25 protein-coding genes are annotated in these 22,303 nt (G+C 55.1%); 22 read left to right on the top strand and 3 right to left on the bottom strand.

Annotated features, from left to right (window positions below; genetic code table 11):
* Positions 1–23: 23 nt before the first annotated feature.
* Genes gloA through B9Z49_RS10570 form a run of 3 tightly spaced genes read right to left on the bottom strand, consistent with a single transcriptional unit; the run spans position 24 to position 1,801 of the window.
* Positions 24–410, bottom strand: coding sequence for a lactoylglutathione lyase (gene gloA / locus B9Z49_RS10580; RefSeq protein ID WP_108353391.1), 387 nt, complete (start codon positions 408–410; stop codon positions 24–26).
* Positions 407–979 carry a PaaI family thioesterase gene (locus B9Z49_RS10575; protein WP_233254591.1) on the bottom strand — a complete coding sequence of 191 codons (573 nt, stop codon included), beginning with the start codon at positions 977–979 and terminating at the stop codon, positions 407–409. Before B9Z49_RS10575 ends, gloA begins: the two co-directional genes overlap by 4 nt.
* A 15-nt stretch (positions 980–994) precedes the next feature.
* The gene (locus tag B9Z49_RS10570; protein ID WP_108353448.1) at positions 995–1,801 is read right to left on the bottom strand and encodes an SDR family NAD(P)-dependent oxidoreductase; all 807 of its coding nucleotides are present in this window, start codon (positions 1,799–1,801) and stop codon (positions 995–997) included.
* 187 nt (positions 1,802–1,988) lie between these two features.
* On the opposite strand from B9Z49_RS10570, the gene B9Z49_RS10565 reads away from it, so the two are divergent.
* From B9Z49_RS10565 to B9Z49_RS10455, 22 genes are all read left to right on the top strand, one after another.
* Positions 1,989–2,240 (top strand): hypothetical protein, encoded by a 252-nt coding sequence (locus B9Z49_RS10565; RefSeq protein WP_108353390.1) that lies wholly within the window; start codon positions 1,989–1,991, stop codon positions 2,238–2,240.
* A 9-nt stretch (positions 2,241–2,249) separates the two neighbouring features.
* Complete coding sequence (locus B9Z49_RS10560; RefSeq protein WP_108353389.1) at positions 2,250–3,131, top strand: PA4780 family RIO1-like protein kinase; 882 nt, start codon at positions 2,250–2,252, stop codon at positions 3,129–3,131.
* 8 nt (positions 3,132–3,139) lie between these two features.
* A complete protein-coding gene (locus B9Z49_RS10555; RefSeq protein ID WP_199225035.1) occupies positions 3,140–3,874 on the top strand; it encodes a tRNA-uridine aminocarboxypropyltransferase in 735 nt (244 codons plus the stop codon).
* A 111-nt stretch (positions 3,875–3,985) separates the two neighbouring features.
* Complete coding sequence (locus tag B9Z49_RS10550; protein ID WP_108353446.1) at positions 3,986–4,363, top strand: VOC family protein; 378 nt, start codon at positions 3,986–3,988, stop codon at positions 4,361–4,363.
* A gap of 27 nt (positions 4,364–4,390) precedes the next feature.
* The gene (locus tag B9Z49_RS10545; RefSeq protein ID WP_108353445.1) at positions 4,391–5,269 is read left to right on the top strand and encodes a pirin family protein; all 879 of its coding nucleotides are present in this window, start codon (positions 4,391–4,393) and stop codon (positions 5,267–5,269) included.
* Between the two features lie 422 nt (positions 5,270–5,691).
* Positions 5,692–6,918: a S9 family peptidase gene (locus B9Z49_RS10535; RefSeq protein ID WP_108353387.1), complete on the top strand. Its 1,227-nt coding sequence runs from the start codon at positions 5,692–5,694 to the stop codon at positions 6,916–6,918.
* 7 nt (positions 6,919–6,925) lie between these two features.
* Complete coding sequence (locus tag B9Z49_RS10530; RefSeq protein ID WP_108353386.1) at positions 6,926–7,567, top strand: cysteine hydrolase family protein; 642 nt, start codon at positions 6,926–6,928, stop codon at positions 7,565–7,567.
* Positions 7,564–8,256, top strand: coding sequence for an HpcH/HpaI aldolase/citrate lyase family protein (locus B9Z49_RS10525; RefSeq protein ID WP_108353385.1), 693 nt, complete (start codon positions 7,564–7,566; stop codon positions 8,254–8,256). Before B9Z49_RS10530 ends, B9Z49_RS10525 begins: the two co-directional genes overlap by 4 nt.
* Positions 8,250–8,720, top strand: a complete 471-nt coding sequence (locus tag B9Z49_RS10520) for an OsmC family protein (protein WP_108353384.1) — start codon at positions 8,250–8,252, stop codon at positions 8,718–8,720. Before B9Z49_RS10525 ends, B9Z49_RS10520 begins: the two co-directional genes overlap by 7 nt.
* A gap of 12 nt (positions 8,721–8,732) precedes the next feature.
* Positions 8,733–9,617, top strand: coding sequence for a polysaccharide deacetylase family protein (locus B9Z49_RS10515; RefSeq protein ID WP_108353383.1), 885 nt, complete (start codon positions 8,733–8,735; stop codon positions 9,615–9,617).
* 86 nt (positions 9,618–9,703) lie between these two features.
* Positions 9,704–10,312, top strand: a complete 609-nt coding sequence (locus B9Z49_RS10510; protein WP_233254590.1) for a fumarylacetoacetate hydrolase family protein — start codon at positions 9,704–9,706, stop codon at positions 10,310–10,312.
* Between the two features lie 4 nt (positions 10,313–10,316).
* Positions 10,317–11,201 carry a polysaccharide deacetylase family protein gene (locus tag B9Z49_RS10505; protein ID WP_108353381.1) on the top strand — a complete coding sequence of 295 codons (885 nt, stop codon included), beginning with the start codon at positions 10,317–10,319 and terminating at the stop codon, positions 11,199–11,201.
* A gap of 104 nt (positions 11,202–11,305) precedes the next feature.
* A complete protein-coding gene (locus B9Z49_RS10500) occupies positions 11,306–12,157 on the top strand; it encodes a branched-chain amino acid ABC transporter permease (RefSeq protein WP_108353380.1) in 852 nt (283 codons plus the stop codon).
* Entirely contained in the window at positions 12,158–13,090 is a 933-nt protein-coding gene (locus B9Z49_RS10495) for a branched-chain amino acid ABC transporter permease (protein WP_108353379.1), read from the top strand.
* A 50-nt stretch (positions 13,091–13,140) separates the two neighbouring features.
* Positions 13,141–14,397, top strand: coding sequence for an ABC transporter substrate-binding protein (locus B9Z49_RS10490; protein ID WP_146188516.1), 1,257 nt, complete (start codon positions 13,141–13,143; stop codon positions 14,395–14,397).
* A 115-nt stretch (positions 14,398–14,512) separates the two neighbouring features.
* Positions 14,513–15,238, top strand: a complete 726-nt coding sequence (locus tag B9Z49_RS10485) for an ABC transporter ATP-binding protein (RefSeq protein WP_158273479.1) — start codon at positions 14,513–14,515, stop codon at positions 15,236–15,238.
* Positions 15,231–15,935 carry an ABC transporter ATP-binding protein gene (locus B9Z49_RS10480; protein ID WP_108353377.1) on the top strand — a complete coding sequence of 235 codons (705 nt, stop codon included), beginning with the start codon at positions 15,231–15,233 and terminating at the stop codon, positions 15,933–15,935. Before B9Z49_RS10485 ends, B9Z49_RS10480 begins: the two co-directional genes overlap by 8 nt.
* A gap of 18 nt (positions 15,936–15,953) precedes the next feature.
* The gene (locus B9Z49_RS10475; RefSeq protein ID WP_108353376.1) at positions 15,954–17,372 is read left to right on the top strand and encodes an amidase; all 1,419 of its coding nucleotides are present in this window, start codon (positions 15,954–15,956) and stop codon (positions 17,370–17,372) included.
* 31 nt (positions 17,373–17,403) lie between these two features.
* Positions 17,404–18,294 carry an NAD(P)-dependent oxidoreductase gene (locus tag B9Z49_RS10470; RefSeq protein WP_108353375.1) on the top strand — a complete coding sequence of 297 codons (891 nt, stop codon included), beginning with the start codon at positions 17,404–17,406 and terminating at the stop codon, positions 18,292–18,294.
* A gap of 82 nt (positions 18,295–18,376) precedes the next feature.
* Positions 18,377–18,877 carry a (2Fe-2S)-binding protein gene (locus B9Z49_RS10465; RefSeq protein ID WP_199225034.1) on the top strand — a complete coding sequence of 167 codons (501 nt, stop codon included), beginning with the start codon at positions 18,377–18,379 and terminating at the stop codon, positions 18,875–18,877.
* A gap of 30 nt (positions 18,878–18,907) precedes the next feature.
* A complete protein-coding gene (locus B9Z49_RS10460) occupies positions 18,908–21,010 on the top strand; it encodes a molybdopterin cofactor-binding domain-containing protein (protein ID WP_108353373.1) in 2,103 nt (700 codons plus the stop codon).
* Positions 21,011–21,277: 267 nt separating this feature from the next.
* The gene (locus B9Z49_RS10455) at positions 21,278–22,288 is read left to right on the top strand and encodes an amidohydrolase family protein (RefSeq protein WP_233254598.1); all 1,011 of its coding nucleotides are present in this window, start codon (positions 21,278–21,280) and stop codon (positions 22,286–22,288) included.
* Positions 22,289–22,303 lie beyond the last annotated feature (15 nt).

Here is a 22,303-nt window from a genome sequence, read left to right as displayed (position 1 = left end):
GGCCGCAATGCTCTGGCGCTTGCCTATTCCGTCCGCTGGATCAGCTCGATCTTGTAACCATCGGGGTCGGTCACAAACGCGATCACAGTGGTGCCGCCTTTGACGGGGCCTGCTTCACGCGTGACTTGGCCTCCAGCAGCTTTGATTTTTTCGCAAGCCGCGTAGGCGTCTGGCACACCCAAGGCAATGTGACCAAAAGCCGTGCCGATGTCATAACTCTCGGTGCCCCAGTTGTAGGTCAACTCGATCTCTGCATGGTCTGGATTTTTGCCATACCCGACAAAGGCCAAGGAGTACTTGTACTCGGGGTTTTCGGAGGTGCGGTTGAGCGTCATGCCCAGCACCTTTGTATAAAAGTCGATCGAGCGCTGGAGGTTGCCCACGCGCAGCATGGTGTGAAGAAGTCTCATGGTTTATTTCCGGTGGGTGATGGCATTTCAAAAACAAGGCAGGCCGTGCTGGCATGGGCGTACAGGGTGCCGTCGGGCCCGACCAGCCGGGCTTCGGCGGTGGCCAACTGGCGGCCGCAGTGCACCACTTGGCCAATGGCACGCACGCGCTGCACTTTGGGGGTGAGGGCTTTGACGAGCTTGACGCTCAGGTCGGCCGTGGTGTAGCCGCGACCGGGCGGCATCATGGTGTGGACGGCGCAGCCCAGGGCCGAGTCGAGCAAGGTGGCAAACCAGCCGCCGTGCACCGTGCCCAGCGGGTTCATGTGGTTCAAGCCTGGCGTGCCTTGAAAAATGGCTTGGCCGGCGCTGACCTCGATGAGCACAAAGTCGAGTGTTTTGGCGATGCTGGCGTAGGGCAGTTCGCCGCTGAGCAGGCCTTGCATGACCTCCAAGCCGGTTTTTCCTGCCACCTGGTCCGGGCGAGCTACGCCGGGCCCAGCGCCAGCATCCAGCCGCTGGCGCACGGCCTTTTCTTGGGCCAGCCAAGCCTCAAGTGATGTATGGGGTGGGTTGATAGGGATGATCACATCAGGGTACTTTCTTCAAATTGGCACGGTGTAATTGAGTGCCATGCGCCCGCCGTCCACGGTGACGATTTCGCCGGTGATGTAGCTGGCCGCATCGCTGGCCAAAAAGGCCACCACCTTGGCCACCTCGTCGGGCTCGCCCAAGCGCTTCATGGGCGTGCGCATCATGATTTTCTTTTCGGCAGCCTCGCTGGTCAGCACCGCCTGGCGGGCCAGTTCGGTGGCAATGGTGCCCGGGGCCACCGCGTTCACTCGGATGCCGAAGTCCGCCAGTGCCAGGGACATGGCGCGTGTGAGCTGGTTGATGCCGCCTTTGCTCACGTTGTAGCTGGCGATATTGGGAATGGCCAGCACCGCGTTGACTGAACTCATGTTGACGATGGAACCCCCGCCAGTGCTTTTCATGACGCGGGCAGCGGCCTGGCCCATCAGGAAAGAGCCCTTGATGTTCACATTGATCACGGCGTCGAAGTCCTCTTCGGTCACGTCCAAAAAATCAGCCGCCCGGAAGATGCCCGCGTTGTTGACCAGCACGTCGATGCTGCCAAAGGCCTGCAGCACATGGTCGACCAAGGCGTCGACGTCGGCCTTGCGGGAGACGTCGCAGGCCATGAAACCGGCGCTGTGGCCAGCGGTGCGCAATTCGGCGGCCACGGCAGCGCCGCGATCGCTGTTCACATCGGCCAGGACCACATGGGCTCCTTCAGCCGCAAAGCGCCGGGCACAGGCCTCGCCAATGCCGTTGGCCGCGCCGGTGACGATGGCCACGCGGCCTTGCAGGCCAAAGGACAGGGCATTGGGCAGGGGGGTGGGGGTGGGCATGGTTCGGTCTCCTGGCAGCTGGTTTGAATTGGGGCTCATGCTGCCACAGTCTGGTGGGGTGGTCTGTCACCTGCAAGCGCGGGGAAGATATTTCGCAGTCCGTGTCACGCTCAGGCGCTGCAAGGCCCTTAGGCGGCGACAATGCAAGCATCGCCTGCTCAGGCATTGTCCAGGACATCCCCCCTTCATGACCCCGTCAACCCCCAGCGCTCCCAAGCCTGCTGCGCCCGATTTGTGTGAACCCTGCGCTGGCATTCAACGCCATTGGCGCAAAGCCCCTGGCCACGCCGAACTGGTACAAGGCACCCATAGCCGCGAAGACCGTGGCAACGGCCAAGCCAGCTTCACCCGCTACCGCTGCGACCGCTGCGGCGCGGCCTGGGAATACGAAAACAACAAGTCCAACCAGCACGCAGGCTGGGCCTTGCTTGAACACTGAAGCCACCCCATGAAAGCACCACCGAGGCTCCAGGCCCTGGTCGAAGAGGGCCTGATCGACACCGTGGTGCGTCAGCTCATGAGCGGCAAGGAGGCCATGGTCTTTGTGGTGCGCTGCGGCGACGAGACCCGCTGCGCCAAGATTTACAAAGAGGCCACCCACCGCAGCTTTCGGCAAGCCGTGGATTACACCGAAAACCGCAAAGTCAAGAACTCGCGCTCGGCCCGCGCCATGGCCAAGGGCAGCAAGTTTGGCAGGCAAGAACAAGAGGCCACCTGGCAAAGTGCCGAGGTCGATGCGCTTTACCGCTTGGCCGCAGCGGGTGTGCGCGTGCCCCGACCGTTCAACTTTTTCGACGGCGTGCTGCTGATGGAACTGGTCACCGACGCGCAGGGCGATGCTGCGCCGCGCCTGAACGATGTGGTTTTCACGCCTGCGCAGGCCCTGCAGCACCACGCCACCCTGATTGGCGAGGTGGTGCGCATGCTGTGCGCGGGCGTTGTGCATGGCGACTTGTCAGAGTTCAACATTTTGTTGGCGCACATCCCGGGCGAGGGCGATCAGCCAGGGGTGGACGAGCCCGTCATCATCGACCTGCCGCAAGCGGTGGACGCGGCCGGCAACAACCACGCCCAGCGCATGCTGCTGCGCGATGTGGGCAACCTGCGCGACTTTTTCGGGCAATTTGCCCCAGCACTTTTAAAGACCGACTTTGGCCCTGAAATCTGGAGCCTGTACCAAGCGGGATTGCTGAGCAACGAAACACCGCTCACCGGTCGTTTTGAGTGGTCGACTGCCAACGTGGACATGGCGGCCGTGCTGCGCGAGATCGACGATGCGCGTGACGAAGAGGCGGCCCGTCGACTGCGGATGGCCACGCCTGCCGCTTGAAGAACGCCTTGGCTTTGAAAGCGCCCCACGCCGTCTCGCACTTGCGCGCTGAACGCCTGGCCCGCAGCGCCAAACCCTTCTTGGCGCGTGGCGGTATCAAGGGTGAACGCTGCCCCGGCTGTCGCTTGGTGCCCAGTCACTGCCTGTGCGGTGTGCGACCCGAGTTGGCCACCCAATCGGGCATGTGTTTGCTCATGGCCGACATCGAACCTCTCAAGCCCAGCAACACCGGTTGGCTGATCGCCGATGTGGTGCCAGACACCTTTGCCTTCGGCTGGACCCGCACCGAGGTAGACCCGGCTTTGATGGCGCTGCTAGCCGATCCGCAGTGGCAGACCTTTGTGGTGTTTCCAGGTGAATTTGTGACGCCTGATCGGGTAGTGCAAGCGGTGCAGCCCCTGCCCGCTGGTCAACGCCCACTGTTCATTTTGCTGGATGCCACCTGGCCCGAAGCGCGCAAGATGTTCCGCAAGAGCCCCTACCTGAACGCCTTGCCCGTGCTCAGCTTGAACCCCGAGCAGGTCTCGCGCTACCAGTTGCGCCGCTCCAAGCGAGATGACCACTTTTGCACCAGCGAAGTGGCCGCCATGTGCCTGGAGCTGGCGGGTGAGGCGCACGCAGCCGAAACCCTTCAGGCCTACTTGGACGTTTATACCCACCATTATTTGCAAGCCAAACACCAGCTGCCGCCGCAGTGGGACGGGCCTGCGCATGCCTGCTTGCAGAGTTTGAAGCAGGCTTGAGTTGGGGTTGATTTAGGGTTAAAAAGGTGGGCGCGCTGCCTGCCTGGGCGGCATCCGCTAACATGAATATTCTACAAATTTGCCCTGCAACGGGTCTACATGGAGAAAACAATGTTCAGTCATGTGATGGTGGGTGTGAAAGACCTGGAAGTTTCCAAAAAGTTTTATGACGCTGTGTTGGGCACCTTGGGCTATGGCCCGGGCGTTGCCAACAACAACCGTTATTTCTACCGCAGCCCTACGGGCACTTTTGGCATCACCACGCCCATCAACGGCGAGCCCGCCTGCCACGGCAACGGCAGCACCATTGGCTTCTCCGTCAAATCCCCTGAGCAGGGCGATGCCTTTCACGCGGCGGGTGTGGCCAACGGCGGCAACACTTGCGAAAACCCACCCGGCTTTCGCGAAGGCCCCGCAGGCAAGATCTACTTGGCTTACTTGCGCGACCCCGATGGCAACAAGATCTGCGCCTTGCACCGTCCCGGTTGATCGTTTGGTTTTTGAAAAGGATTGGTTGTGTCTCAAGCTTCCAACCCGCACGCCGTGCACGTCTCTCGCACCATCGAGCGCCTGGTCACCGGCCAGGCCACCTCGGATGGCGCGGGCGTCAAACTCAGCCGAATCCTCACCCAAGATTTGCAGCATCGGCTCGATCCGTTTTTGATGCTGGACGCCTTTGGCAGCGACAAGCCAGACGACTACATCGCGGGATTTCCGGACCACCCGCACCGGGGTTTTGAAACCGTGACCTACATGATCGCCGGGCGCATGCTGCACCGCGACAGCGCGGGCAATGAAGGCCTGCTGCAAAACGGCGGCGTGCAATGGATGACCGCGGGCCAAGGGGTGATCCATTCCGAAATCCCGCAGCAAGCCGATGGTGTGATGGAGGGCTTTCAACTCTGGCTGAACCTGCACAGCTCTGAAAAAATGCAAGCGCCTTGGTACCGCGATTTCCAGAACGCGCAGTTGCCTCAGTTTCAGACGCCCGAAGGCGTGGCCGTGACGGTGATTGCTGGGGCCAGCCACGGCGTGCAGGGCGCGGTGTCCCGCGACATCACCCAGCCATTGTTTCTGGATCTGCACATGCCTCAGGGTTCGCGTTTTGAGCAAACACTGCCCGAAGGCCACAACGCCTTTGTGTACGTGTACCGGGGCGAGGTGCGCATCGCAGGGCAGGCCGTGCCCCTGCAGCGCATGGCCATTTTGAAAAACACACCGCAAGCCGATGGTGTGGTGATTGAGGCCAGTACCGATGCCAAGCTGATCCTGGTGGCGGGTCAGCCGCTCAAGCAGCCCATCGTGCAGTACGGCCCGTTTGTGATGAACACCAAGGAAGAAATTTACCAAGCCTTGGCGGATTTCCGGGATGGGCGGCTCGGTGAAAAAGCCTGAGTTGTCGTTTTTTTCTGGCCTTTCATTTATTTCGCAACGCTTTGGGGCCGCGCACCACGGCATGCATGCTTGATTTGTGAACAGACTGAAGGATGCGGCCTTTGCTGGATGTGCCAACGCAGTGCACTCTTGTGTTGATGCACCTTGTAGCACCGATTTGGATGCGCAAACTTGAGGCATGCCTGTTCTTGCGCGCCCCTGAAAGGGGCGGCACGGTGGTTGACCTTGTTTTCTCAGAGCTTTTAAAGTTGCTCGAACCCACTTCTGTGCGTGAATTGCGCGTGGCCTGAAGTGCTTGGTGCAGCGGTCATCGGGTATCTACTAACAAAAAACAGTGGACAGTTTGAATGGCCTGCGTATGATCATTCAAGTCACTTGAAAATAGTGAATGATTCTGGAATCAAACAGCGGGAACTCTCCACATGTCAGAAGACAACCTGATCGAAAAAATCACTGAAAACCGACTGCCGCATTACGAGCCCTACGGCTGGCACCACTGGCCAGAGCACCCTTGGCTGGCGTATCAGTTCCGCCGTGGCTTGGGCGAAACCCAAGAGGGTGGAGGTTCGGTCAGTGAGGTGTTCCAAGCCGCCAGCCGCATGATTCCCGGAGATCTTGAAAGCTGGCACAAAGAATGGATGCACATTGGTGATCGCAACTGGCATCGCGGCTGCGAAGAAGAGAGCCTGGGACACATCAAAACGTCCATGAACTGTTACTTGCGGGCTGCAGACTATTACCGTCAGGCAGAATTTTTCCTCAAGCCCGATGACCCTCGTCGCTTGCCTACATTCGAGAAGATGGAGGCTTGCAGCAAAAAGTTCATTTCGCATTTGAATCCTGCGGGTGAAGCGGTTGAAATTCCTTACGAAAACGGGGTCACTATTTGCGGCTACTTCGTGCGTGCGCCTTTCCCCGAGAAGCGCCAACCCGTGTTGATTTGCATGGGTGGTCTGGATTCCATCAAGGATGAAATGTGGTTCATGCAAGCCCGTGGTGCTGTTCAGCGTGGCATCTCGGTGTTGATGATCGACGGCCCCGGCCAGGGCGGTACTTTGCGTCGCCACAACGTCGTTAACAGGGTCGACACCGAAGTGCCCATTGGCAAGTGCATTGACTGGCTTGAAAAGCGTGACGATGTGGATCCCAAGCGCATTGCTGTGGCGGGCTCCAGCCTGGGAGGGTATTACGCTGCGCGTGCGGGTTGTTATGAGCCGCGTTTGGCCGCTTGCATTGCGCATGGTGCCATCTGGGCCATCACCGACCTCTGGGGCAATGCCTCTGAAGACCATGGCTTGGCTGAGCACATCAAGTGGGTTTTTGGCAAACCCACCATGAAAGCTTCCATGGAAAAGGCGCGCGACTTCACCCTGGATGGTCATCTTGATCACATGAAGTGTCCGTTTTTGGTCATGCACGGTGGGCACGATGTGTTGACCGTATCGCAAGCCAAGAAGGTCTATGACTACGGTAAGGCCAAGGGGGTGGATGTGACCTTGCGCTTGTTGTCTGAAGAAGAGACGGGCGCGGAGCATTGCCAGCATGACAACCCGACCATCGGTCAGGAAATTCTGGCCGATTGGTTGGCAGACCGTTTTGGCATCGATCAGAAAAAACTGCTGAGCACTTCTCACAACCCTTTGATCTGAGGCTGTCATGAATTTTGGTGTCGACAAAGTCAAAGCAGCCGTCATCGCGATCGATTTGCACCGTGGCCACATGGACCTTTCTGTGGCCACCATGCCTGTCAAGACACAGGCCCAAGCCGATCGTGTTCTGGGCAATGCCGCCCAATTGTTTGCTTGGTGCCGTGAACAGGATTGGCCTGTCATCCACTTGGTGACCACTTACCGTGATGTGCCTGAAATTCGGTCCAACCCGTTTTGGAGAACGCGAGCCGATGATCCGCATGCCACGCGCAAAAATGTGGAGCGCCACAATTTGCAGGGATCACCTGGGTGCACGGTGATGCCGCAAGTGTTGGATGCGAAAAAAGACTGGATCGTGAACACCAAAAAGCGCTACGACTGCTTTGTAGGAACTGATCTGGATTTCACATTGAGAGCCCACGGGATCAACACCCTCATCATCACGGGTGTCAACACCAACAGTTGTGTGCTTTCAACTGTTGCGGCCGCTTGTTCCAAGGATTACGCGGTCATTGTGCCCAGCGACTGTGTGGACACCATGGACGATCCTGGTTTGCACGATGCCGCTTTGCTTTGCATACGAACGGCGCTTGGATTTGTGATGACCAGCGCTGAAATCATGTCTTTAAATGAACTGAAAAAAGCATGACGAATTTTCGATCCAACGCCAAAAACAAAATTCAAGCCAATCAGCCAGTGTTGGCCATCAACACCTTTGCTGGTGGTTTTGACATGGCTGATTTGGTGTCCAAATTGGGCATAGACATTTTGTTCATCGATTGCGAACGGGCCGGAATTGGCATCGACATGGTGGGGCCCATGGCTCGCGCGGCCCAGCGACATGGTGCAGCAGCGGTGGTCCGCAGCAAAACCCGGCAGGTGGAGGACTGGGTGAGTTATCTGGATCGGGGCATTGATGGCTTGATCGTTCCCCGGGTTGAAACGGCGCAAGAGGCAAGGCTTATTTTGGAAACCGTCAGTTATGCCTGTGGCAGCAGGGCGGGTGACATGATCATCATTCCCCAGATCGAGTCTGAGGCAGGGATGACAAATATCGATGAGATCCTGGCTGTCAAAGGGTTTGATTTGTTCCTGATCGGGCCTTATGACTTGTCTCACAGCATGGGTTTTGGCGGCGATATCACGGTGCCTCAAGTGCAAGAGGCTTTGGATCACATCGCCCGAAAAATCAAGGAGCAGGGTGAACGTTTTGGTTTGCCTGTCACTTTGGCTAATGCCAAAGCTTGGCAAAAAAAGGGCGCCGTGTTCAACTTTCACAGCTTAGAAGCGCTGATCAAGCCGGGTCTTGAGGCACTCAAAAAGGAAATAGCGTGCTGAATGTCAAAGAGCACAAGTTGATCAAGGTGGCGTTGGAGGGTTATGCGCCCACAGCGAGTCTCACGGAAGTGCGTGTGCGTGGCCATTCGTTTGTGATCGATGAGCCACCCTACCGGCATGGCACCGATGTGGGGCCTACGCCATTGGAGACTTTATTGGGTGCCTTGATCGGTTGCACCAATGTGATTGCACGCCGCATTGCGATGGAGATGAAGATCGATTTGAAGATCGACAAGATCGATGTGCTGGGCCATTTGGACCACCGTGGCATTGACCGGGTGGCCGATGTGCCTGTGCCGTTTCCTATTATTGAATTGAAGGTGAATGCCACGACCTCAGGCACTGAAGACGACATGCTTCGTCTGCGCGAGGACCTGAATGCGCGATGCCCCATGTCCGTGATCCTGAAGCAAGCGGGCAGTCAGATTGTTGAAAGTTGGGTAATCAACTACGTCCAGAAATAAAGGAGTGAAGACATGACCATGATTCCACGCGAACGAGTTCCCTACAGTGCGATTGTTGATCGCCCCAAAATGAAATTGCCCGATGACGGCAAGATCATTGTCTGGACCATTGTCAATTTGGAGGTTTGGGACATCAGCAAGCCCATGGCCCGTCAGGTCATACCGGCGCCAACAGGGGCTGTGCTTTTGCCGGATGTGCCCAATTGGAGCTGGCACGAATACGGCATGCGGGTGGGATTCTGGCGCTTTCATGAGCTCTACCAAAGGCTGGGCATCAAACCCACTTTGTCCATCAACGCCCGTGTTTGCGAAGACTATCCCCGCGTGGCTCAGGCGTGTCTGGATGCCGGTTGGGAGTTCATGGGCCACAGCTACCAGCAAGGCCCGATTCACCTCGAGCCGGACCAGCCTGCGATGATCAAGCGCTCATTGGATGTGATTGAAAAATTCACCGGCAAGCGTCCTGTGGGCTGGCTTGGCCCAGGTCTGACTCAAACTAATGAAACGCCTGACCATCTGGCCGCAGCGGGCGTCAAATACATTGGTGACTGGGTCTATGACGAAGAGCCCACCGAAATTCAAACCGAGCATGGTCCGCTGATCACCATCCCCTATACCGTTGAAAACAACGATATCCCCATGATGGCTGTACAGCACCATGAGGCTTCCTACTGGACGCAAAAGTGCATCGACACCTTTGACCGCTTGTATGAGGAAGGCTCGGACCGTCCACGTGTGATGGCCATTGCCATTCATCCCTATATTTCCGGTCAGCCTTTCCGCATCAAATACCTTGAAGAGGTTTACAAGCACATGGCCAAACATACGGGTGTGATGCACTGGAATGGTGAGCAGATTCTGGACTGGTACCAAACCGCCAGAAAGACAGCCAAGTGATGCACTACGCAGTTCAGTTACCCGAAGTTGTGGTGGTTCCAGTTGACGGGTCGGACACCTTTTTTCCGGTCAGAAGGATTTATTGCGTGGGTCGCAATTACCTGGAGCATATTCGCGAAATGAAGGAGTCGGATGAGCGTGACCCGCCCTTCTTTTTTCAGAAGCCTCGCGACGCCATTGTGCTGAGCGGACAAACGGTGCCTTACCCCCCGCAAACCGAAGACTTCCAGTTTGAAGTGGAACTGGTGATCGCCATCGGCAAGGCCGGTCGTTCGGTCAGCCAAGAGAGGGCACTGGACCATGTTTTTGGCTATGCAGTGGGTTTGGACATGACTCGGCGCGATCGCCAACGTGAATCCGGAAAAAATGGCTTGCCATGGGAAATTGGAAAGAGTTTCGATGCCTCTGCACCTTGTGGCAATTTGCGTACGGTCGCCGAGGTTGGGCACCTGCAGAGTGGGCGCATTGCTGTGTCGGTCAATGGGCAAAGCAAACAGGATTCGGTGATCGAAAAAATGATCTGGAATGTGCCTGAAATTGTCAGCAAGCTTTCGCATGCATACGACTTGGCAGAAGGCGATCTGATTTACACCGGAACACCGGCTGGGGTTGCACCCGTTTTTCCTGGCGATGTTCTTCGTGGAACGGTCCAGGGATTGAGCAATTTGGAAATCACCATTGGTGCCAGGAGCTGATGACATGAAGCCTTTGGAAAGAATTCAATACTCTCCGATCAACGCCCGAAAGCCGCTAAAGTTGCCAGGTGGGGCACGCATGGTGGTCTGGACCATCGTGAACATTGAAGAGTGGGACATCGATCAAACGATGCCAAGAACGGTTCTGACACCGCCAGCAGGCGGATCGCCCATGCCTGATATTCCCAACTGGGCGTGGCATGAATACGGTAACCGGGTGGGTTTCTGGCGGATGTTGAAGGTGCTTGATGAACTCGACATCAAGGCGGTGTTGGCCATCAATGGTTCGGCCATCAAGGCCTATGAGCCGATCTCTCAGGCTGCTCTGGACAGGGGATGGGAGTTCATGGGCCACGGTTATACCCAGAGAAACATGCAGAAGGTCGAAAACGAGCAGGAAGACATAGCCAAAACCACCGAAGCGATCAAGGCGTTCACTCAGAAACGTCCTCGCGGCTGGCTGGGGCCCGGCTTGACAGAAACCTGGCATACCCCTGACTTGTTGTCCGAGAACGGTTATGAGTACGTGTGTGATTGGGTTTTGGATGATCAACCGGTGGTCTTGAAGACACGCCATCAACCCATCGTCAACGTGCCTTACACCCAAGAGTGCAACGATGTCGCGATGATGCTGATTCAGCACCACACCGCTTCGGAATACTACCGCCGGGGCATGGATCAATTTGAGCAAATTTATGAAGACTCTGCCGATTCAGCACGTGTGATGGCCTTGGTGGTTCACCCCTACATCATGGGGGCACCCCATCGTCTCAAATATTACAAACAACTGTTGACTGAAATTCGTGCGCGCAAGGATGTGTTGTTCTGGACAGGAGAGCAGATCCTGGACTGGTATGCGTCGCAACCTTCTCAGTTTGACCGGGACTGAAGCTACGGGACCTTGACCTGACCGCAAGCCCTAATGTTGGATGTTCAGTGGTGTGTGTTTAAAGTGACGAAAGTCCGAATCTAAAGGATGAACTTACCGTGTCAATGACGATATTTCAACTCCTCAATGGAGCAACATTTGCGGCTTTGCTGTTCGTCGTGGCCAGCGGCTTTACCTTGATCTTTGGTCTCATGCGAATCGTGAATCTGGCGCATGGTGCCCTGTACCTTTTTGGAGGTTATTTGGGGTTGACCGTGGCCAACCTGACTGGCAACTTCTTTTTGGGGGCCATTGGCGCTGCGGTGGGTGTTGCGCTGATCGGTTTCATCATTGACTTTGGACTGCTGAGGTTTGTGCGTGGGGTCGAACTCCGACAGGTGTTGCTGACCCTGGGCGTCGCCTTTGTACTCAACGATCTGGCTTTGGTTTTGTGGGGAGGCGACACCTTCAGCATTCAGGTGCCGGCTTTCCTGGATGGCCCCGCTGAATTCGGAAGCATCACCTACCCGATATACCGATTGTTTGTCCTATTGGTTGGGGTGGTGATTTTCATCTCGCTGAGTCTTTTGATCACCAAGACCCGACTCGGGGCTCTGATCCGCGCTGGCGTCGACGATGCCGAAACAGTCTCTGCCATGGGTGTAGACATTCGCAGAGTGTTTATTTACACCTTCATGCTGGGTTCTGCACTGGCTGGTTTGGGTGGTGTGATGGGGGGCGCATTCCTGACGCTTTACCCCACCGCAGATTCCGAAATTCTGGTCTACAGCCTGGCCGTTGTGATCATCGGTGGGCGCGGCAGCTTGATTGGTGCTGCGGTGGGCAGTTTGTTGGTGGGCATGCTCTCCACTTTCGGGCAGGTCTGGTTTCCTGAATTGGCTTATTTCGTGATTTTTGGGCCCATGGCCATTCTCTTGGCATTCAGACCATTGGGTCTTTTTGGAAAGGTGGCTTAAATGTTGGTCAACAAAAAACAAGCGGTTTATGCCATCTTGGGCCTGACGGTGCTGGCACTGATTCCGACGCTTTTACCAGGCTACAAAACCAGCATTGCGACTGAAATTTTGATTTTCGCCATGCTGGCCATGTCGGTTGACATCATGGCGGGTTTCACGGGGAGAACCTCCTTGTGCCATGGCGCCATCTTTGGTGTGGCCACCTACGTGGTCCTCCATTACGTCACGGTGATCGGTGGATCGGTTTGGCTGGGTGCCTTTTTTGGCATATTGGCGGCCATGGTCATTTCCATGATCTTTGCAGCGTTGGCAATCAGAACCTCAGGGGTGTACTTCATCTTGCTGACTCTGGCCCTGGGCATGATTGTCTGGGGCGTTTGTTTGCGGTGGACGTCTGTCACCGGCGGAGAGAACGGCATTCGTGGCAGTGTGGCACCCGAATGGTTGCTCAATAAAAAGAATCTGTACTACTTTGTCGCAGCCTGTTTCGCCGTGGTGACTTTCAGCTTGTGGAAGTTTGTCAATTCACCCTTCGGGCTGACCTTGAAGGGGATTCGCGACAGTGAGTCGCGCATGCGGACCTTGGGGTACAACGTTCCGCTGCATTTGTTCATTGGCTTTGTCGTGTCCGGATTCTTCGCAGGCATTGCGGGTGCCTTGTATGCTTTTTTCAACAGCTTTGTCAGCCCTTCAACAGTCGCATTGGCGCAATCTGTAGAGGGCTTGTTGATGGCCATTGTGGGCGGTGTAGGCACTTTGTTCGGCGCCATCATCGGGGCCATCTTGGTCATTGCCCTTGAAAATTTTGTCAGTTTGTACACCGAGCGTTGGTTGATGGTGCTGGGCTTCATGTTCATCTTCACGATGATCTTTGCCCCAACCGGCGTTCTGGGTGCTGCCCGTAATTTTCTCAAGTCGCGTGAGAAGAAGTAAGTAAGCCGTAGTTGTTTTTCCATTGTTTTTTCATCAATCAGGAGTGCATCATGGAACGTAGAAATTTCATTAAATCCGTAGGTTTGACTGTGGCTGCTGGCGCAGCGCCTTGGGTCAATACTGCGCAAGCCCAAACAGGGCCTATCCGTATTGGTTTGTTGTCGCCATTGACCGGGGTCTTGGCAGCTGGCGGCAAAGAACTGGTTGAGGGTTTCGAGCTGTACTGGAAGCAAAACGGTTTGACTTTGGCAGGACGTCAGGTCGAGATCGTGGTGGAAGACGACGGCTCCAACCCAGACATGGCCTTGCAAAAATCACGTCGACTGGTGGAGCAGCGCAATGTGCACTTCCTGATGGGCAGTGTCTTGGCCAACACCGGTTTGGCCATTTCGGAATTCGCGCGTTCCAGTGGAACGCCTTACTTCATTCCAGTCGTTGCGGCAGATGAATTGACACAACGCAAAGCCGTGCCCAACATCATCCGTGTGGCCGGTTATTCCGCCAGCCAGATGCCACGGCCATTGGCTGAATACGCTTACAACGTGAAAAAAGTCCGCAAGATCGTGACGATTTCCCAGGACTACACCTTTGGCCATGAGCAGTGCGGTGGTTTTTGCCAGACCTTCACCGAATTGGGTGGTCAGGTCATTCAGCAGTTCTGGCACCCCATCAACACGGCAGACTTTAGCCCCTACCTGGCGCAGATCAGAAATGCGGGTGCCGATGCTGTTTTCGTGATGGAAACCGGCGCGGATGCCAACCGCTTCATCAAGCAATTTCAGAACTTTGGCCTGCAGGGCAAGTTGCCCATGTACGGTGCCATGAACCTGACAGACCAGTCCGTGATTCGCACCCTGGGTGCGGAGTCCGGTGGCATTATTTCTTCTGCGCACTTTGCTGAAGGCTCAGACAACGCAGCCACCAAAAAGTTTGTGGCTGAATACACTGCTGCCTACGACAAATTGCCCTCGATTTACGGTTTTTCACTGTATTCGGGTGCCATGTGGATTGCCGAAGCGATCAAGAAAATCAATGGCCGTGTTGAGGACAAAACAGCCTTCCTCAACGCGGTCAGGTCGACCGAATTGACCAATTCGCCACTGGGTCGACCCGTCAAATTGGACCGGTATGGCAACCCTGTGTATGACGTGTTCATTCGCGAAACAAAAGTCCGTCCGGATGGCAAGTTCTGGAACGTCCCGATCGAGGTCTACCCTGGCGTGTCGCAATTTGGCAAATACGACCCTGAGGTTTACATGAAGCAACCTCCATACAGCCGTGATTTCCAGGGGATCAAGAAGTCCTGATCGGTTGATCAACAAGCATTGAAGCACGCCTGTCAGTGTGTCTGAGCAAGCCCTCAGGCACACTGGCCATCAAGGGATATTTTTTGTGACGAATTCCATTCTTTCTCTTCAAAACGTGAGTGTCACTTTTGGTGCCTTGCGGGCTGTAGACGGTGTGACCTTGTCGGTACCTGCTGGCCAGAGGCGCGCCATCATTGGCCCCAATGGTGCAGGTAAAACCACATTGTTCAATGCCATTGCCGGTGTGGTTCCGATTTCCAGCGGAACGGTGCACTTTGATGGGGCAGACATGACACGCTTTTCCACCAACAAGCGGGCAAGTCTGGGTATCTCGCGCACATTTCAGATCACCAATCTTTTTCCACAGTTGTCGGTGCAGGAGAACATACGCTTGGCCGTTTGCGGACTTTCTAATCGCAAATTTGCGCTCTTTGGTAGCGGTCAGCCCAATCCCTCAGAAAAAGAAGCGATCGAGATGGCGCTTGAGAATTCGCAGTTGACGGGGCAGCGTAACACCGAGGTCAAAACCATGTCTTATGGTGAGCAGCGGCAATTGGAAATGGCCATGGCCTTGGTGCAAAAACCCAAGTTGTTGTTGCTCGACGAGCCCGCTGCAGGTTTGTCACCCGCAGAGCGGGTCAAGATGGCCGATGTCATCAATGCCCTGCCCAGAGATCTCACCTTGATCTTGATCGAACACGACATGGATCTGGCCTTGGGTTTGGTGGATTACGTCACGTGCCTGCATTTCGGACAAGTGCTCACTGGAGGAACACCTGACGAGATTCGTGCCGATGAAAAGGTGCAAGAGGTTTATTTGGGAAAGCCACGCCATGCTTGAAATCAGTGATCTGCACAGTTATTACGGTGATGCCCATATTTTGCGTGGCGTCAACATGAAAGTGCCAAAAGGCAAGGTTGTGGCTTTGCTGGGACGAAACGGGATGGGTAAGACCACGCTGATCCGTTCCATCATGGGCTTGAACCCGCCTCGCATCAGCAAAGGCAGTGTCAAATACGATGGGCATGAGTTGGTGGGCCTCAGCCCGCACTTGATTGCCTCCAAGCGCATTGGATTTGTCCCGCAAGGTCGACGACTTTTTGCATCTTTGACTGTCACCGAACATTTGACGGTTTTTGCCTCCAAAAATTCTGACAGCAAATGGACGATCAAGAAGATGTTCGAGCTGTTTCCTCGCTTGGAGGAGCGCAAGAACAATTTGGGCACCCAGCTCTCGGGCGGCGAACGACAAATGCTCGCAGTGGCCAGAGCTTTGATGACCGATCCCGAAATGTTGTTGATGGATGAGCCCACCGAAGGGCTGGCACCTGTCATGGTTCAACACCTGGAAGAGATCGTTGCCGAGTTGGGTAAAACCGGTTTGGGCATCTTGTTGGTTGAACAAAATCTTTACAGCGCTTTGTCGGTGGCCCATGAGGTGTACCTGATGGAGACGGGTGAAATTGTTCACCACTGCCTGGCCGATGAATTGATGAATGACCGTGACACCATGCAGCGTTTCCTGGGTGTTCGCTAAACCCCAAACGAGACAACCATGACCGATCAACTAGCGAATTTGGGCGTATGTGAGGCGGCCAGCGCCATTGCTCGGGGTGAGGTCAGCTCGGAAAAACTGACACAAATTGCTTTGGACCGATTGCAAAAAATAGGGCCACAGCTCAATTGTGTGTCTTCCCTTCAGGCAGAGGCAGCATTGCAGTCCGCGCGCAGGGCCGATGCGCTCCAATCCCAAGGCAAATCTCTGGGGTTGCTGCACGGCGTTCCCATGGCGCACAAAGAGTTGTTTTACCGGCGAGGTCGAAAAACCAATGATGGTTCCATCATCACGAAAGACTTCATCCCAGATGTGACGTCAACGGCCTTGTCTCGATTGGACGAAGCTGGTGCCATTGATCTGGGCCTTTTGCACATGGCAGAATTTGCCATGAGTCCCACGGGTTTTAATTTGCATTACGGCCATGTGCGAAACCCCTGGAATACCGATGATTGTCCCGGAGGCTCTTCGAGTGGTTCGGGGGCAGCAGTGGCGGCTAGGTTAACTTACGCATCCATGGGGACCGACACCGGCGGTTCGATTCGTCACCCCTCTGCGATGTGCGGCGTCACCGGTCTGAAACCGAGCTGGTCCAGGGTGAGTTCGTTTGGGGTGATGCCCTTGTCCAAATCGCTGGACTGCGTTGGACCTTTGGCCAGAAGCGCACGCGATTGCGCACGTTTGTTGAAGGTCATGGCGGGGCATGATGGCCTGGACCCTGTCAGTAGCCAACATGCAGTTCCTGATTACGAGGCCCAACTGGAAGGTGATTTGCGAGGCATGAAAATAGCTGTGCCTAGCGGCTATTACCGAGAGCATCTGGATGCTGGCGTTGCGACCGCTATCGAAGAGGCCGAGCGTGTTTTCACAGACCTGGGTGCTGCCATCATCCGCACTGAACCGCCCGACATGGCCGCGATCAATCGTTTGATGTCGATTGTTTTGACCGTGGAGGCCGCATCGCTTCACAAGCACTGGATTGAGACGCGACGCCAGGATTACGCAGAGCAGGTTTTGGCGCGATTCATGCCAGGTTTTGATTTCACGGGTATCGATTATTACGAGGCCATCAGTGCCAGAACCGAATGGGCTCACAAGTGGGTGAGCATGACGATGCGCGATGCCGATTGTGCTTTGCTGCCAACGATACCTGTTCCAGTTCCCAGCATCGCAGAAACCACTGAGGGTGACTGGGGTGTCATCTCCAAAAAAATTGCCATCATCACGCATTGCAACCGCGCTATCAATTATCTGGGCTTACCCTCCCTGAGTGTTCCGGCCGGATTTGTGAATTCGATGCCGGTCGCCTTTCAATTGGTGGGGCGGGCTTTTGATGAAGGCAAGTTGTTGAAGTTGGGGCATGCATTTCAGACCGTGACCCCTTGGCATCAAGCCTTACCGCCATCGTCCATGCCATGACGTCCTGCCTCGACTTTCTGGTGGGCTCCCAATGACAACAGTTGGCGTTATTGGATTGGGTGTGATGGGTCTGGCCATGGCCCAGAACTTGATGCGCTCGGGTTTTGTGGTGCATGGCTACGACATCAACCCCACGCAGAAAAAATTGTTCAAGGCCGCCAAGGGTTCGGTTTGTCGTTCTGTTCAGGATCTGGCTGAAAAAGTCGATGTGCTGATCACTTCTTTGCCGTCCGCAGCATCCCTGATGACGGTGTGCCATTCGTTGGCGGAATCCGAAGCCAAAAAACTGACGGTGATCGAGACCAGCACATTACCGATCAAGGAAAAAATGGCGGCCAGGCGACTCCTGAGTCAAACCCGCATGGTTTTGCTCGATTGCCCTTTGTCGGGAACGGGATCGCAAGCTCAGACCAAAGATCTTGTGGTCTACGGAAGTGGTCCAAACGCCGCCTTCAAAAAGGTCAAGCTGGTCATGGAAGGGTTCTCCAGAAGCCAGTTTTATCTGGGTGCCTTTGGCAATGGCATGAAGCTGAAAATGGTCGCCAATTATTTGGTGGCTATCCACAATGCAGCGACTGCAGAGGCCTTGATATTGGCAGAGAGGTCCCATTTGAATTTGGAACTTGTACTGGCAGCCATCTCGGACAGTGCGGGGCAATCCAGGATGTGGCAAATCAGGGGGCCTCGCATGGCTGCCGAAGATTACTCACCGATGATGTCGATGCACCTTTGGCAAAAAGACATGGGCATCATCTCTGATTTCGTTGCAGATGCCGGCGCGCCTTCGCCGGTCTTTGACAGGGCGCGTGTCTTGTATTCCTTGGCGTACCAAGCTGGCCATGGTGACAGCGACAGTTCTGTGATTCACCGTCTGCTCAAGTCCATGCCGGCATCTTCTTTCAATGTTCCGTTAGAGGTCTGAATGCATCCAGAACAGAAGGCCTTCTTTCCCGTGGATGGTTTCCAAGTGCTGTGCGTCAATGTCTCCGGTCGGGTTTCATAACTTGGCCCAAATACACATCAACGGCGAATGGAAAACTGCTGAAGTGGCAAAGCAAACGCCGCTTCTTTATGTTTTGCGCCATCAGCTTGACTGTAAAAGTGTTCGCTTTGGTTGCGGCAGTGGTCACTGTGGTGCCTGCACGGTGGGCTTGAATGGCCAGGCGGTTCAGTCTTGCGAAACGCCACTAGGGGCTGCTGATCTGCAAACTGTGGAGACGGTCGACTATTTGATGAGCAATGAAATTGGTTCTGTTGTTCACCAGTCGTTCATCGATGTGCAGGCCGCTCAATGCGGCTATTGCGTCAATGGCATCTTGGTTTCATTGGTGTTGCTGTTCCGTCAAAATTTATCGCCAGATCGCGATCAGATCATCCGCGTTCTGGACCGTCATTTGTGCCGTTGTGGTACCCACACCAGGATTCTCAAAGCGGTTGATCTGGCCAAACAGCGCTTGGCCGATTTGAAGCTTCACGTGCAGGGTGGTCTGAATGGGACACCCTGATGAGCCACGCACAGTCGGAGTAGGTCTGAGATGAAGCCGATCTCTGTGCCGCTAGGCATTGTCAAAAACCCCAGTCTCCATCAATGGTTGACGTTTGAAAAGTCAGGCCTCATCACTTTGCATTCCGGCAAGGTGGAGTTAGGCCAGGGTGTTGAAATCGCGCTTCAACAAATCGCCTGTGATGCCTTGGGGATTGATCCTGACCAGCTTGAATTCGAGGGGGGCAACACATTGCAAGGTCCAGATGAGGGCCACACGGCAGGCAGTCAGTCCATCGATCAAGGTGGCCATTCGGTGCGCATGGCTTGTTTGTTTGCGCGTCAAATTTTCATGCTGGCTGCAGCCGATGCCTTGTGTGTTGCGCCTGAGGCCATCGAACTCGAGCGGGGTATTTTTTCCAGCAGCGGATCTGACAAGACCTGCAGTTATTGGTCTTTGCTGCATCGGCTTGATGTGAGGCAGTCGATTGGCGCATCATCGTTAATGCCCTCTCGCAGGTGGGTCGGTCAAAGCATTTCAAGACCCGACTTTGTGCAGAAGTTGTCCGGCACGGGTTTCATCCACGATGTCTCCGTGCCCGGTATGTTGCACGCCAGAATGATCAGGGGCAGCGTGGGGGAGTCGGTCATTGATTTTGTCGACGTGCAAGCCATGGCCTGTTTGCCAGGTGTCCAGCATGTGGTTCATTCCCGCGACTTTTTGGCGGTGGTGGGGCCAGATGAGGCTGAATTGGTCAAGGCGACTGAAAAAGCGCGTTCTTTTGTCCGATTCGCATTGAAAAAATCGCTGACCATGGCTTCTGATATGGAAGCCTTGCTGCTGAGTTTGGCTGGTGAGTCCAGCACCGTTCATCAGCAGGGTGTGCGACGGGATGCGAGTGTGTTGCATGAGGCCCGGTATTCGAGGCCTTACATTGCCCATGCATCGATCGGTCCTTCCTGTGCATTGGCAAAGTGGACCCATGGGCAAATGGAGGTTTGGTCGCACACTCAAGGTGTATTTCCGCTGCGTTCCGATTTGGCCAAAGCATTTGACCTGTCGCTGGACGCAGTTCAGGTCATTCATCTGCACGGCTCGGGATGCTATGGCCACAATGGTGCGGACGATGTGGCATTTGATGCGGCTTTTGTTTCATTCAAATTGGGCGTTCCCATTCGCATGCAATGGTCTCGTGAAGACGAAATGACAGCTTCACCTTTGGGTGCGCCCAGTCTGGTGAATATCAGAGCGGGTGTCGATTCGGCGGGGCGGATATGCGATTGGAACCTCTCCCTTTGGAGCCACTCGCATTTGACGCGACCGGGAGGTGCGGGCGTGAACCTGTTGGGCGCATGGCAGGTGGATGGTGGATCAGAAAAACCGGTTCCTGCCGATTTGCCCTTGCCGGCCGGGGGTGGTCATCGCAATGCGGTCGCCTTGTATGACTTTGCACACCAACAAGTTGATTATTTCTTCATCCCTGATGCGACCTTGCGCACCTCGGCTCTGCGCAGTTTGGGTTCGTATGTCAATTTGTTCGCCATGGAGTCATTCATGGATGAAATGGCAGAAAAATTGTCGGTGGATGCACTGGATTTTCGCTTGCAGCATCTGAGCGATCCACGAGCGGTGGCCGTTCTTGAAAGGCTGGCTAAGGTTTGTGGGTGGCGACAGCAAGGTGAAGCCGATGGCTTGCATGGTTTGGGTTTGGGCTTTGGCCGCTACAAAAATGTTGCAGGCTACTGTGCGGTCGCCGCCTTGATCCGTGTGGAAGAAATAATCACGGTTGAAAAAATATGGGCGGTGGTGGATGTCGGTCTCGTCGTTAATCCAGATGGCCTGATCAATCAAATTGAAGGCGGCATCATTCAGTCTTTGAGTTGGACGCTCAAAGAGCAAGTGAACTGGGACGCCAGCGGCATCACTTCCCGTACCTGGGCCGAATACCCCATCATCGCTTTCAGTGAAATTCCCGAGGTCGAAGTCCATGTGATCGATCGTCCAGAATGTCCCAGCCTGGGCAGCGGAGAAGTTGCAGCAGGCCCGGTTCCTGCCGCTGTTGGAAATGCCTTGTACAGGGCCATTGGTATTCGGGCGCGGCATTTGCCCTTGACGCCTGAGCGATTGACGCAATTCATTCTGAATTCGGCATAGAGACGCGCCTATATGACTGCCCATGCCCGTTTGAATCCGCACAATGCTCAGGCCTTGATGGGCTGTCTCATGTTCTTTTTTCTTTGAAAGTCCGGTTGAACCATGTTTTACACTTGCTCATCTTCTTGTCAAAATCCCAGTCACCGCCACTCAGCCAGCTCTGGTGTGTCGGGCTTGTTTTCCTTGCCCAGACAGGCGATGGCTTCAGCGGGTGCGTCCAAACGGACACCTTCGCCTGAGTCGCTTTCGGGCAAGGCGATCAAGCGGGTGTCGCCCGCGAAGGTGGTGGATGTGCATTGCCACTACCTCAGCCCAGTGGTCGGCGCGAAATACGCGCACTTGCAGCCTGCCAAGCACGATGCCACCGCTGTTTATGCCACCGAGTTGTCGCGCCAAGTGAACACGAAGCAGATTCAGGAGCGCGGGCCCAAATTCAACCAGGTAGAGGTCAGGCTCAAGGACATGGACAAAATGGGTGTTGATGTTCAAGTGATCTCCCCGGCGCCCATTCAATATTTTTACTTCACCGAGCCTGTGCTGGGTGCCCAGATATCCCGCGATATCAACGAGAGCATTGCGATGGTCGTTGATCAACGACCTGATCGTTTTGTCGGGATGGGGACGATCCCCTTGCAGGACGTGGAGTTGGCCATTCAGGAGTTGGAGCATGCCGTCAACGTTCTGGGTCTGCGCGGTGTTCAAATTTGTACCAATGTCAACGGTAAAAATCTGACCGATCCTGCCTTGAAGCTGGAAAAGTTTTTCGCCAAAGCCGAGAGCATGGGCATTGTTCTTTTTCTGCATCCCATGGGGTTTTCACAAGGTGAGCGTTTCGTTGAACATTACTTCAACAACGTGATGGGCAATCCCCTCGAAACCAGTTTGGCTTTGGGCCACTTGATTTTTGATGGTGTTCTGGCCCGTTATCCCAAATTGAAAATTTTGGCTTCGCATGGTGGTGGCTACATTGCAAGCTATTGGGCGCGAATGGACCATGCCTGGAAGGCCCGTGCAGATGCCCGCACAGTCATCCAGAAAAAACCCTCCAGTTATTTGGAGAAAATTTACTTTGACACCATCACCCATGATGCTCAAATTTTGGGTAATCTTGTTGACCGCTATGGCGCCCAGCGCATTCTCCTTGGCACCGATTACCCTTTTGATATGGGTGAAGACAACCCTGTTAAGTTGATCGACAGCGTCGGTCACTTGAGTGCAGAAGATCGAAAACTGATCAAGGGTGGCAGCGCCATGAAACTCTTCAAGATCAAGGCATAAGCCAAAATTTTGAGC

Source organism: Limnohabitans sp. 2KL-51 (assembly GCF_003063645.1).
Taxonomy (GTDB): domain Bacteria; phylum Pseudomonadota; class Gammaproteobacteria; order Burkholderiales; family Burkholderiaceae_C; genus Limnohabitans_A.
This window is presented reverse-complemented; position numbering and strand designations above follow the sequence as displayed.

Excerpts from the sequence above, each read along its gene's own strand:
- B9Z49_RS10500 (WP_108353380.1), top strand. The coding sequence starts at position 11,306 with ATGACGATATTTCAACTCCTCAATGGAGCAACATTTGCGGCTTTGCTG.
- B9Z49_RS10560 (WP_108353389.1), top strand. The coding sequence starts at position 2,250 with ATGAAAGCACCACCGAGGCTCCAGGCCCTGGTCGAAGAGGGCCTGATC.
- B9Z49_RS10475 (WP_108353376.1), top strand. The coding sequence starts at position 15,954 with ATGACCGATCAACTAGCGAATTTGGGCGTATGTGAGGCGGCCAGCGCC.
- B9Z49_RS10460 (WP_108353373.1), top strand. The coding sequence starts at position 18,908 with ATGAAGCCGATCTCTGTGCCGCTAGGCATTGTCAAAAACCCCAGTCTC.
- B9Z49_RS10565 (WP_108353390.1), top strand. The coding sequence starts at position 1,989 with ATGACCCCGTCAACCCCCAGCGCTCCCAAGCCTGCTGCGCCCGATTTG.
- B9Z49_RS10490 (WP_146188516.1), top strand. The coding sequence starts at position 13,141 with ATGGAACGTAGAAATTTCATTAAATCCGTAGGTTTGACTGTGGCTGCT.
- B9Z49_RS10480 (WP_108353377.1), top strand. The coding sequence starts at position 15,231 with ATGCTTGAAATCAGTGATCTGCACAGTTATTACGGTGATGCCCATATT.
- B9Z49_RS10470 (WP_108353375.1), top strand. The coding sequence starts at position 17,404 with ATGACAACAGTTGGCGTTATTGGATTGGGTGTGATGGGTCTGGCCATG.
- B9Z49_RS10530 (WP_108353386.1), top strand. The coding sequence starts at position 6,926 with ATGAATTTTGGTGTCGACAAAGTCAAAGCAGCCGTCATCGCGATCGAT.
- B9Z49_RS10505 (WP_108353381.1), top strand. The coding sequence starts at position 10,317 with ATGAAGCCTTTGGAAAGAATTCAATACTCTCCGATCAACGCCCGAAAG.
- B9Z49_RS10525 (WP_108353385.1), top strand. The coding sequence starts at position 7,564 with ATGACGAATTTTCGATCCAACGCCAAAAACAAAATTCAAGCCAATCAG.
- B9Z49_RS10515 (WP_108353383.1), top strand. The coding sequence starts at position 8,733 with ATGACCATGATTCCACGCGAACGAGTTCCCTACAGTGCGATTGTTGAT.
- B9Z49_RS10570 (WP_108353448.1), bottom strand. The coding sequence starts at position 1,801 with ATGCCCACCCCCACCCCCCTGCCCAATGCCCTGTCCTTTGGCCTGCAA.
- B9Z49_RS10550 (WP_108353446.1), top strand. The coding sequence starts at position 3,986 with ATGTTCAGTCATGTGATGGTGGGTGTGAAAGACCTGGAAGTTTCCAAA.
- gloA (WP_108353391.1), bottom strand. The coding sequence starts at position 410 with ATGAGACTTCTTCACACCATGCTGCGCGTGGGCAACCTCCAGCGCTCG.
- B9Z49_RS10495 (WP_108353379.1), top strand. The coding sequence starts at position 12,158 with ATGTTGGTCAACAAAAAACAAGCGGTTTATGCCATCTTGGGCCTGACG.
- B9Z49_RS10535 (WP_108353387.1), top strand. The coding sequence starts at position 5,692 with ATGTCAGAAGACAACCTGATCGAAAAAATCACTGAAAACCGACTGCCG.